The sequence below is a fragment of the Megamonas sp. Calf98-2 genome (genome assembly GCF_900110235.1).
Taxonomy (GTDB): domain Bacteria; phylum Bacillota; class Negativicutes; order Selenomonadales; family Selenomonadaceae; genus Megamonas; species Megamonas funiformis.
Map to the genome: position 1 here is coordinate 1 of NZ_FOCY01000045.1, position 11011 is coordinate 11011.

Sequence of the window (11011 nt, forward strand, 5' to 3'; positions counted from 1 at the left end):
CCAAATTGTGGATCAACTTCTAAAAACAAATGAACATGGTCTGGCATTACTTCCATCTCGATTAAATCGACGTGAAGCTCCTGACAAATATTATTAATCAACTCCTTTAATCGTTCATCAACACCATTGTTCAACACTTTTCTACGATATTTAGGACAAAATACTACATGATATTTACAAGAATATACTATATTATTATTTGATTTATATTTCATAAAAGTATTATATAACTATTAAAAATATAATACAATAAAAAACAATGATATCGAATCATTGTTTTTTAGCGAGCTTATATCCCCATAAATAAATTTAGGGGCTTTACGCTCGCATTTGGTAATGAGAAAATAATACTTAGAAAGGCGATGGATTTATCATGGATAAAAAAGTATTAGATTATGTTGTAGAAAAAACACATGAATTAATGAATGCTCCTTCTTGTAGCAAAGAAGCAAAACAAGCAGCACAAAATTGGCTTGATGCTATTGGCACAGATAATCAATTAGCAGAAACTAAAAAATATATAGCAGAACTTGAAGCTGATATTATGCCGATTGATGGATTAATTGCTTTTGCTAGCTCTGAAATGGGTGTTAAAGTTTTTGGTGAAGAAATGGCAAAAAATGTATTAGCTCATGCTCAGGATATAAAAGCTAAAGGTGCAAAATATTGTGATTGTCCAGCATGCAAAGCTGTAGCAGATATTTTAGCGAAAAAAGAACAAATGCTCTAATAATAAAAATGGCGATTGATGAAAATCAATCGCTTTTTTTATGATAGTCTAGAAAAATGGTCAATGGCTTTAGCAAATTCTTCAACTGTTTTTTCTGCATCACCATGTTGAATACCATCAATTACACAGTGTTTTAAATGCCCTTCTAAAATTACTTTGCCAACACTATGTAGAGCGGATTTTGCAGCATTTACTTGCATTAAAACATTTTCACAAGGAATAGTTTCATCATCAATCATTCTATCTATGGCATTCAATTGCCCAATAATTTTTTTTATACGGCGATGGAGCTTTTCTGTTTCCATACATTGTTTCATAAGATAATCTCCTTTTTATAATGATATAATCATTATATCATGAAGCTAAATATTATTAATAATGCTATTTATAATTAAAGGAAAATAATATATAAGTTATTTCGTTAATGAATGATTTTATGAAAAAGAAATATTTGTTGATTATATATTTATATTTGTTATAATTTAAATTAAACGTTAATTGAGAAAAATTTTCAAATAGAAGTAAAGGAATAAAATTATGTTAAAAGATTATAGTAAAAAACATTCAGCAAGCGAAAGAGCTAGAGAAATTCTTCGCTATATTGGTCCAGGTCTTTTAATTACGGTTGGTTTTATTGACCCTGGTAATTGGGCATCAAATTTGGCAGCTGGTGCAGATTTTGGTTATTTATTGTTGTGGATGGTAACACTTTCAACGATAATGCTCATTTTGCTTCAACATAATGCAGCTCATTTGGGAATAGTAACGGGGCTTTGTTTATCGGAAGCATCTACTAAATATCTACCGAAGTGGCTTTCACGACCAATATTAGCAACGGCAATGATGGCATCTATTGCAACAGCTTTAGCAGAAATTTTAGGTGGAGCTATAGCACTTAATTTATTATTCAATATACCACTTGTTATAGGCTCTATAATTACAGCAGTTTTTTGTGCTGTTTTATTAAAAACTAATTCTTATCCTAAAATGGAGAAAATAATCATAGCTTTTGTATCTATTATTGGTTTTTCATTTTTACTTGAATTGAATATGGTTTCAGTTGAATGGACTGAGGCTATAAGTGGCTGGGTAACACCTTCTTTTCCAGAAGGCTCAATTGTCATTATCATGAGTGTATTAGGGGCAGTGGTTATGCCACATAATTTATTTTTACATTCAGAAGTAATACAATCGCGTCAATGGAATTTGCAAGATGAAAAAATTATAAAACGACAATTGAAATATGAGTTTTTAGATACTTTATTTTCTATGGGACTTGGTTGGGCAATAAATAGTGCGATGATTATTATTGCAGCTAGTGTATTTTTTACAAATAATTTACAAGTAGATGATTTAGCTCAAGCGACAGAATTATTAAGACCTATTTTAGGTGATAGTGCAGCCTTGATTTTTGCCATAGCTTTATTATTTGCAGGAATATCTTCAACAGCGACATGCGGAATAGCAGGAGGCAGTATTTTCTCTGGTATTTTTGGTGAAGATTATAATATTAAAGATTATCATTCATGGCATGGTGTGTTGATAACTTATGGTTTAGCTATATTAGTTATATTATTTATTCAAGACCCATTTGAGGGTTTGATTTATTCTCAGATGTTTTTAAGCATACAATTACCAATTACTATTTTTTTATTGATATATTTAACATCTAGTAAAAAAATAATGGGTAAATTTGCAAATCATTTATATCAGAAAATAATTTTAATCATTGTCGGTATAATTGTAACTTGCTTAAATTTAACTTTATTATGGGAAATTTTTTATAAATAAGTGATAAAATGGATGTATAATTTTAATGCATCCATTTTTTGTAAATAATAAAAGGATATATTGATGGATTTTTAGAATATTATTTAGTAGAATATATATATTATTCAGGTAGAATATTGGAGTGGTTTTTATGACAGGAAATAGAGAAGTAATAACAGGTAACGATTTTAAAAGAATGATAGCAGGTGCCTACAGTGCCTTTTTATTAGAATATGAAAATATCAATGCTTTAAATGCTGATTCCTTAATGGATGAAAAAGCAGGTACACATATTTTACGTACAATTGGTGCAGCTGCAATGTCTCTTCGTGATTTACAGGCAGATAGCATTGGTGGAGTATCTAAACGTGTAGGCAGTGCGGCAGTTTTAGGTGCTCATGGCAATGCAGGTGTATTGATTTCACAAATTTTACGTGGTATTGCTAAAGGTTTAGCAGGAAAATATGATGCATCATCTTCTGTTTTTGGAAAATCTTTCCAATATGGTATTTTATATGCTCAACGAGCAGTAAATGATGAAGTAGAACGTCCTTTAATTATTACAGCAAAAGCAGTGGCAAAAGGTGCTTATAATGCTGTTCGTGCAAATTTACCAATTGCTGAAATTTTAACAGAAGCTATCAAAGCAGGTGGCATTGCATTAAGTCAAGCTGAAAAGAAAAATGGCTTTGTAGATGCAGGGGCAAAAGCTCTAATGGTATTTTTACAAGGTTGTAGAGCTGGTTTAGATGGAAATTATGTATCACCAGTATTATTATTTTCTTCTGGTTTTAAAAAATCTCATGATGTGCCAAATCCTAAATTCGATATTGTTTATACATATGCAGTATCATTTAGTTTAGTAAAATGTCGTGCTAGTATCAGTGATTTAGAAAAAATGTTAAATCCATTAGGTAAAGTAATAGTAGTAAAATCATTAGATGATAGAATAACTGTGTATTTACACACAGATTGCCCAGGCTTAGTAGTTGGTCAGGCTGTAGATTGGGGTCAAATTGAAGACATTAAAATTCAAAATTTGGCTATGCCACATGATTTGAAAAATGTAGATAAAACTATTATGGATATCGCTATTTTAACAGTAGCTGATGATGAAAAAACAGCTCAAAGTTTAGAACAATTAGGTGCAATTGCAGTAATCACTCAAGATAAAGTAAGTGGCCCTGCTGTTGGCGATTTAATTAATTTAATTCATGGCGATATTGCTAAAAACTATATTATTTTATCTAATAATAAATCAAGCTCTTTAGTTATGGCACAAGTAAAACGCTTATTAAAAAATAATATAGAAATTCTTTATACTAATAATGTAGAAGAACAAATAAAAGCTTTAAAAGCTTTTGATGTGAATGAAACTTTAAAAGTTAACTTACAGAATATGCATGAAGCTATTTAATATCAATTATTGTATAAATAAAAGTGAAGGGACGGTGGGAATAGGTGGAGATGGCAAAACGATATTGTATATTAAGTTATAAAGTATTGATTTTGGCAATTATTTGTTGTTTTATAAATGCTAATGCACAGGCAGCACCAATACTAAAATTAAATTCTCATGGACATGATGTAATAGTTTTACAGCAAAACCTCATTCGTATGAATTATGATTTAAGTAAAGTTAGCGGTAATTATGATAAAGAGACGCAAGAAGCAGTAAAAGCTTTTCAAAAAGATCATAAAATAAAAGTTACAGGCATTGTAAATCGTGAGACATGGTGGGCTATTAAAAGCGGAAAACAAAATGTTATAGTCAATTCGCAGTCATCTATTAACGAAAAAATTATTTTAGATAATTTATCTTCAGTGCCATATGGCAGACAATTTTTATCTAAAAAAGAAGTCCCAGGTATTATAGCTACAGCGAAGGACTATATTGGCGTGCCGTATGTGTTTGGCGGAGATACACCAGCAGGTTTTGATTGCTCTGGTTATTTGGAATATGTTTTTGCTAAACATGGAATTCGTATACCTCGCACGGCAGATGAACAATATAAATTAGGGAAACTTGTCGAACCAGATGATTTAGAAGCTGGAGATTTAGTATTTTTTACTACGTATGAACCAGGAGCCTCTCATTGTGGTATTTACTTAGGCAACGGAAATTTTATACATGCATCAACAAGTAGAGGTATTCGTGTAGATAATTTAGATAATACGTATTGGGCATCTCGATATTATGGTGGTAAACATATAGTAAAATAAAGAAAACAGCAGGTTTTTTCCTGCTGTTTTTTCTAAAAATGGTAAAAAGAGATGATTTCATTGTTGAAGAAATCTAGGTGTGGAAATGAGTTTTTGAAATAGAAAGGTAATTGACAATGAAACGTATTGAAAGGGTTTTTGAATATTTACAAGAGGTAGCAAAGAGTCAAGATGGTGAGAAGGCTCTTACAGCTACTGCTATTGCAGATAATTTAGGAATTTTACGCAGTAATGTCAGTAGAGAGTTAAACAAATTATATAGAATGGGTAAAATAATGAAGATTTCAGGTAGACCTGTTTTATATAAAATAAATGATGAAAATATCAATGATAAGATAGAAATAAAAACTGTTAATAAAATAAATAAAATAGATAAATCTGCATTTAGTGATTTAATTGGTGCAGAAGATAGTTTGAAAACACAAGTAGAACAAGCAAAAGCAGCAGTGATTTATCCCCCAAATGGATTACATACATTGATTGTAGGTCAAACAGGTGTTGGTAAAACGCTTTTAGCACATATGATGTTTGAATATGGTAAAGAAGTTGGTCGTTTTGCTACGAATGCACCTTTTGTAACTTTTAACTGTGCAGATTATTATAATAATCCTCAATTGTTGATTTCACATATTTTCGGGCATATTAAAGGTGCTTTCACTGGAGCGGATAAGTCTGTACCAGGTTTAATTGAATCAGCAAATGAAGGTATTTTATTTTTAGATGAAATTCACAGATTGCCACCAGAAGGGCAAGAAATGATTTTTTATTTTATGGATACAGGGACTTTCAATCGTTTAGGTGAAACGAAAAGAGAAAGAACAGCTAGTGTGTTAATCATTGGAGCGACTACAGAAAATCCTGATTCAGTATTGACTAAGACTTTTAAAAGACGTATTCCTAATATAATATCTATACCACCATTAGCAGAGCGTTCGTTAAAAGAAAAATTGGAAATAATGACGGTGTTATTTACAGAAGAATCACGCAGTATAAAAAGACCAGTAAAAGTTTCGTCAGATGCGATAAAAGCTATTATTGGCAGTATTGGTAATGGTAATGTTGGTCAATTAAAATCTAATATTCGTCTTTTATGCGCGCAAGCATTTTTAAATGGTATAAAGACAGATGGTCATATTGAGATAACTTATCAAATGTTGCCTGCAAATATAAAATCAGGGATTTTGCCGATGAGTCAAACGCGTGAAGATATAGCTTTGATTAGTCGTTATATTGAAAAAGGATTGTATGTAACACCATCTAGCAAAAGTAAATTGCCTCGTGAAAGCGAAGATGAGCCATTTAATTTATATCAAATGGTAGAAAATAAGGTCAATATGCTTAAGCGAGAAGGCATAGCGGAAGAATTAATTCAACAAATTGTAGTAGCGGACGTAAATACGTATGTAAAAACTTTTTATAATCAAAAAGATGATATTTCTTTATCTGTTTATGATAGATTATTGAAAATCATTGATGCAGATATGGTGGAATTTGCCCAGCAAGTAGTATCTTTAGTGGAACGTTATATAAAATTAGTATCAAGAGAGCGTTTTTTATATGCGTTTGGTTTGCATTTAAGTTCATTATTCAATCGCATAAAAGGAAAGCAGGATTTGCATAATGCTTTGGAAGGTACAATTGACACAAATTCTATAGAATTTAAATTAGCAACAAAAATAAAGTTGATGATTGAAGAAAAATATAAAGTATCTGTGTCAAAATCGGAAACAGAATATTTTGCTATGTTATTGCAATCTTTAAAACAAGAAGATAAATCACAAAAGATAGTAATAGCAGTAGCTATGCATGGTGAATACACAGCAAGTTCCATGGTGAATGTAGCACGAAAATTATTTAGTGCCAATAAAGCTCCGTTACTGGCTTTTGATATGCCTTTAGAGTGTCGACCTGAGGATATGTTAAATCAGATTGTTGAGCAATTACAAAATATTAATTGCCAAGAAGGCGTATTGTTGCTAGCGGATATGGGGTCTTTATGTAGCTTTGGACCTATATTAGAAGAAAGATTAGGTGTGCCAGTTAGGACTTTAGGCATGGTTACGACGCCATTTGTATTAGAAGCGATGAGAAAAGCAGATATTGCAGGTATCAGTTTAAGTGCTATATATGATTCCTTGAAGAATTTTAATGGTTATGAACATAACACACTATCAATTGATGACACAAATGATAGACAAAAAGCTGTAGTAACAATTTGTAGCACAGGTAAGGGAACAGCAGAAAAATTACAAAATTTAGTGATTGATATTTTGATTGACGCTTCGATGAACCATATAAAAGTAATTCCTATAGGCATTGTAGATATGCATAAACGCTTAACGGAAATAGGGCATAGATATCAGATTATTGCTGTTGTAGGTATAAAAAATCCATATATAGATGCTCCTTTTATACCAATTGAGCAAATCATCAGCGGTCAAGGCGATATTATTTTGCGTGAAATTGTGGGAGCAAAAGATATTGTAAAAAAAGACGAAACAAATATCGTTTTGAAACGTTTTTGTGAAGATGGATTGCAGGAAATGTTGTTATATTTAAATCCTAATAAAATAATTGATATTTTACTTAAATTTATCAATATTTTAGAAGAAAAATTAAAATTAACATGGGACAATCCTCAGAAATTGCGCTTGATAATCCATATAGGCTGTGCATTAGAGCGAATGGTAATTAATAATGGGCTTAAATTTAATGAAAAAAATATAGAAAATATAAATAAAGAAAAATTAAAAGTTGTAGAAGAAACTGCAAAAATATTTGAGGAAACATTACAAATAAAATTAACAAAAGATGAAATGTATTATATTGTAAGCATGATTTAAAAAAAGTGTGTCTAAAAAAGTCTGTGTCAAATTAAAAATGACACAGATTTTTTGTTTTAGTGTCAATTTTTAATTGACACAGTTTAATAAATAGAAGAAGAGTGTCAATTTTTAGACAATACGCATAATTACCATTTAAAAAGTCCTTATAGTTACAGTAAAAATTTTGACACTAAAAATTGGCACGCCATTTGCATATAATATATAACAAGAAGAATTTTGAAAGGGGAAATTAAAATGTTAGGTATTATTGTTGGTACACATGGTCATTTAGCAGAAGAAATAGTAAATACTTGTGCTATGATTTGTGGTCAGCCAGATAATTTAACAACAGTAACATTAGTACCAGGGGAAGGTCCAGAAGATTTAATGGCTAAATATAATAAAGCCATGGAAGAAATGGACACTACTAATGGTGTAATTATTTTAAATGATTTATTTGGTGGCAGCCCTTATAATGCTGCATGCCGTGTTGCTATGGAAAATGATAAATGCGGTATTGTAACAGGCGTTAGCTTACCAATGCTTGTAGAAGTAATAAATTATCGTTTATGCAATGGCGAAAATGCAAATGTTCAAGATGCAATGGAAAAAGCTGTAGAAGCTAGTGTAGCTGGAGCTCAAAAATTCCATAAAAGCCAAGTTGAAAGCGAAACAGATGACGAAGGAGACGATTTATAATGAAAATTGTATTAGCTAGAATTGATGACCGTTTAATCCATGGACAAGTAGCAACTGTATGGGCAAAAGTTACTAGTTGTGAACGTATTATTGTATGTGATGATGATGTAGCAGCAGATACTATTCGTGCTACACTTTTAAAACAAGTAGCTCCTCCAGGTATTAAATCCAGTGTTGTTAGCGTAGATAAAGCTATCCGTGTATATAACAACCCTAAATATGAAAATGATAAATGCTTATTGCTCTTCACAAATCCTACAAGTGTATTACGCATGGTTGAAGGTGGCGTAGATATTAAATCTGTAAACGTTGGTGGTATGAGCTTTAAAGAAGGTAAACGCCAAATTACAAATGCTGTTTCTGTAGATGATAAAGATGTAGAATCCTTCAAAAAATTAAGTGAAAAAGGTATTGAAATCGAATTTAGAAAAGTAGATACAGATAAACGTATTAATTTAATGGAAATTATTAAATAATTAAATGAAAAGATTAACAGCTATTAATTTTAATGGCTGTTAATCTACTCTTATGAATGGAGGTTTTTTTATGGAACTCAGTGGAGTACAACTTATAGCTATTTTTATCGTTTCAGCAATAGCTGGTATGGGCAGTGTTCTTGATGAATTTCAGACACATCGTCCATTGATAGCATGTACATTAGTTGGTGCAATTTTAGGTGATATGACAACAGGCATTATAATCGGTGGTACTTTGGAAATGATTGCACTTGGTTGGATGAATATCGGTGCAGCTATGGCACCTGACGCAGCACTTGCTTCTGTTATTTCTACAATTCTTGTAATTGCTGGTCATCAAAGTATCGGTGCAGGTATTGCGATTGCTATGCCACTTGCAGCAGCAGGTCAGGTATTAACTATTATCTGCCGTACAATAACAGTATTTTTCCAACATAAAGCAGATGGTTTTGCTCAAGAAGGTAATTTAAGAGGTATTGATATCTGCCATTTAGGTGCATTATTACTTCAAGCTTTACGTGTAGCTGTTCCATCTTTACTTGTAGCTATGTACATTGGTACAGATGCTGTTCAAGGTTTATTAAATGCAATTCCTCCAGTAATCACAGGTGGTCTTCAAGTTGCTGGTGGCTTCATCGTTGTAGTTGGTTATGCAATGGTTATTAACATGATGAATGCTGGTTACTTAATGCCATTCTTCTTCCTCGGCTTTGTTACAGCAGCATTTACTGAATTCAATTTAGTTGCATTTGGTGTAATTGGTCTTGTTTGTGCAATTGTTTACATTCAGCTTAGCCCTAAATATCATCAAGTGGCAGCTCCAGCAGCAGTAAGCGCTGGCAGTGCAAAAAGTGATGTAGATGATGATCTTGATGATGAATTAGACTAAGAGGAGGTTGAAGATTATGAAAAAATTAAGTTCAAATGATTTATTCTGGACCTTTATTCGTTCAAATTTCCTTCAAGGTTCATGGAATATGGAACGTATGCAGGCACTTGGTTTCTGCTTTGGTATGGTTCCTATTATTAAAAAATTATATGAAGGCGAAGAAAGAAAACAAGCTATTAAAAGACATCTAGAATTTTATAATACACAGCCATTCGTTACAGCTCCAATCATTGGTGTAGTAGCAGCTATGGAAGAACAAAAAGCTAATGGTAAAGACATTCAAGATGGTGTTATCAACGGTATTAAAGTTGGTATGATGGGACCTCTTGCAGGTGTTGGTGACCCAATCTTCTGGGGTACTCTTCGTCCTATCTGCGCAGCTCTTGGTGCTTCTTTAGCTATGGGCGGTAGCTTACTTGGTCCTATTTTATTCTTTGTATTATTTAATGTAGTACGTTTACTTATTCGTTGGTATGGTATTAAATATGGCTACACTAAAGGTACTGATATTATTCAGGACGTAGCTGGTAATACTCTTCAAAAAATTACAGAAGGTGCTTCTATCTTAGGGTTATTCGTCATGGGGGCACTGGTAAATAAATGGACAACCGTTAATATTCCAGTAGTTATTTCTGAAGTAACTATGCAAGATGGTAGTGTAGTTACAACTACTGTTCAATCTATCTTAGACCAATTAATGCCAGGTCTCGTACCACTTTTACTTACATTCTTATGCATGAAACTCATGAAGAAAAAAGTCAATGCAATTTGGATTATCTTTGGCTTATTCGCTGTAGGTATTATTGGTTACGGTCTAGGTATTCTTAAATAAGTTCCCCGACCAAAATTAATATAAAAAATGGTGTTGATATTTTATCAACACCATTTTTGTTTTTACCAAATGCGAGCTTATATTTTTAATAGTTATATAATACTTTTATGAAATATAAATCAAATAATAATATAGTATATTCTTATAAATATCATGTAGTATTTTGTCCTAAATATCGTAGAAAAGTGTTGAACAATGGTGTTGATGAACGATTAAAGGAGTTGATTAATAATATTTGTCAGGAGCTTCACGTCGATTTAATCGAGATGAAAGTAAAGCCAGACCATGTTCATTTGATTTTAGAAGTTGATCCACAATTTGGTATACATAAAGTTGTTAAACGAATAAAAGGAATATCTTCAAGAATACTTCGAGAAGAATTTTCATGGTTAAAATCAAGGCTACCAACATTGTGGACAAATTCATATTTTGTATCTACAGTTGGTGGAGCACCAATGTCAATTATTAAACAGTATATAGAAAGTCAAAAGCGTTCAGAATAAATAAATGATAAAAAGGCAGATGATTGTAGTGAAAACATATTGTTTTAAACTGTATAAGGCAAAA

The 11011-nt window shown here is 31.7% G+C and carries 12 protein-coding genes; 10 read left to right on the forward strand and 2 right to left on the reverse strand.

The window, feature by feature from the left end; genetic code table 11:
* Positions 1–215 (reverse strand): IS200/IS605 family transposase (gene tnpA / locus BMX03_RS10365; protein ID WP_143052096.1); only part of this gene is annotated, 215 nt, incomplete at its 3' end.
* 158 nt (positions 216–373) lie between these two features.
* On the opposite strand from tnpA (BMX03_RS10365), the gene BMX03_RS10370 reads away from it, so the two are divergent.
* Complete coding sequence (locus tag BMX03_RS10370) at positions 374–730, forward strand: hypothetical protein (protein WP_015563022.1); 357 nt, start codon at positions 374–376, stop codon at positions 728–730.
* Between the two features lie 38 nt (positions 731–768).
* Here the strand turns inward: BMX03_RS10370 and BMX03_RS10375 are convergent, their stop codons facing one another.
* Positions 769–1047, reverse strand: a complete 279-nt coding sequence (locus BMX03_RS10375) for a metal-sensing transcriptional repressor (RefSeq protein ID WP_008539007.1) — start codon at positions 1045–1047, stop codon at positions 769–771.
* A gap of 220 nt (positions 1048–1267) precedes the next feature.
* Between BMX03_RS10375 and BMX03_RS10380 the strand changes: the two genes are divergently transcribed.
* From BMX03_RS10380 to tnpA (BMX03_RS10420), 9 genes are all read left to right on the forward strand, one after another.
* A complete protein-coding gene (locus tag BMX03_RS10380; protein WP_008539005.1) occupies positions 1268–2521 on the forward strand; it encodes an Nramp family divalent metal transporter in 1254 nt (417 codons plus the stop codon).
* 130 nt (positions 2522–2651) lie between these two features.
* Positions 2652–3917: a DAK2 domain-containing protein gene (locus BMX03_RS10385; protein ID WP_091695271.1), complete on the forward strand. Its 1266-nt coding sequence runs from the start codon at positions 2652–2654 to the stop codon at positions 3915–3917.
* Between the two features lie 50 nt (positions 3918–3967).
* Complete coding sequence (locus tag BMX03_RS10390; RefSeq protein ID WP_015563017.1) at positions 3968–4723, forward strand: C40 family peptidase; 756 nt, start codon at positions 3968–3970, stop codon at positions 4721–4723.
* Positions 4724–4839: 116 nt separating this feature from the next.
* A complete protein-coding gene (locus tag BMX03_RS10395) occupies positions 4840–7566 on the forward strand; it encodes a sigma 54-interacting transcriptional regulator (RefSeq protein WP_091695274.1) in 2727 nt (908 codons plus the stop codon).
* A 237-nt stretch (positions 7567–7803) separates the two neighbouring features.
* Complete coding sequence (locus tag BMX03_RS10400) at positions 7804–8247, forward strand: PTS sugar transporter subunit IIA (protein WP_022228513.1); 444 nt, start codon at positions 7804–7806, stop codon at positions 8245–8247.
* Positions 8247–8723, forward strand: coding sequence for a mannose/fructose/sorbose PTS transporter subunit IIB (locus tag BMX03_RS10405; protein ID WP_022228512.1), 477 nt, complete (start codon positions 8247–8249; stop codon positions 8721–8723). Before BMX03_RS10400 ends, BMX03_RS10405 begins: the two co-directional genes overlap by 1 nt.
* 70 nt (positions 8724–8793) lie before the next feature.
* Positions 8794–9612: a PTS mannose/fructose/sorbose transporter subunit IIC gene (locus tag BMX03_RS10410; protein ID WP_015563014.1), complete on the forward strand. Its 819-nt coding sequence runs from the start codon at positions 8794–8796 to the stop codon at positions 9610–9612.
* Between the two features lie 16 nt (positions 9613–9628).
* Complete coding sequence (gene manZ / locus BMX03_RS10415; protein ID WP_018998590.1) at positions 9629–10444, forward strand: PTS mannose transporter subunit IID; 816 nt, start codon at positions 9629–9631, stop codon at positions 10442–10444.
* Between the two features lie 107 nt (positions 10445–10551).
* Positions 10552–10947: an IS200/IS605 family transposase gene (gene tnpA / locus BMX03_RS10420; protein WP_091695276.1), complete on the forward strand. Its 396-nt coding sequence runs from the start codon at positions 10552–10554 to the stop codon at positions 10945–10947.
* Positions 10948–11011: the final 64 nt, after the last annotated feature.

What these genes read in the sequence shown, in the direction of transcription:
- BMX03_RS10370 (WP_015563022.1), top strand. Translation starts at nt 374, where the DNA reads ATGGATAAAAAAGTATTAGATTATGTTGTAGAAAAAACACATGAATTA.
- BMX03_RS10375 (WP_008539007.1), bottom strand. Translation starts at nt 1,047, where the DNA reads ATGAAACAATGTATGGAAACAGAAAAGCTCCATCGCCGTATAAAAAAA.
- BMX03_RS10380 (WP_008539005.1), top strand. Translation starts at nt 1,268, where the DNA reads ATGTTAAAAGATTATAGTAAAAAACATTCAGCAAGCGAAAGAGCTAGA.
- BMX03_RS10385 (WP_091695271.1), top strand. Translation starts at nt 2,652, where the DNA reads ATGACAGGAAATAGAGAAGTAATAACAGGTAACGATTTTAAAAGAATG.
- BMX03_RS10390 (WP_015563017.1), top strand. Translation starts at nt 3,968, where the DNA reads ATGGCAAAACGATATTGTATATTAAGTTATAAAGTATTGATTTTGGCA.
- BMX03_RS10395 (WP_091695274.1), top strand. Translation starts at nt 4,840, where the DNA reads ATGAAACGTATTGAAAGGGTTTTTGAATATTTACAAGAGGTAGCAAAG.
- BMX03_RS10400 (WP_022228513.1), top strand. Translation starts at nt 7,804, where the DNA reads ATGTTAGGTATTATTGTTGGTACACATGGTCATTTAGCAGAAGAAATA.
- BMX03_RS10405 (WP_022228512.1), top strand. Translation starts at nt 8,247, where the DNA reads ATGAAAATTGTATTAGCTAGAATTGATGACCGTTTAATCCATGGACAA.
- BMX03_RS10410 (WP_015563014.1), top strand. Translation starts at nt 8,794, where the DNA reads ATGGAACTCAGTGGAGTACAACTTATAGCTATTTTTATCGTTTCAGCA.
- manZ (WP_018998590.1), top strand. Translation starts at nt 9,629, where the DNA reads ATGAAAAAATTAAGTTCAAATGATTTATTCTGGACCTTTATTCGTTCA.
- tnpA (WP_091695276.1), top strand. Translation starts at nt 10,552, where the DNA reads ATGAAATATAAATCAAATAATAATATAGTATATTCTTATAAATATCAT.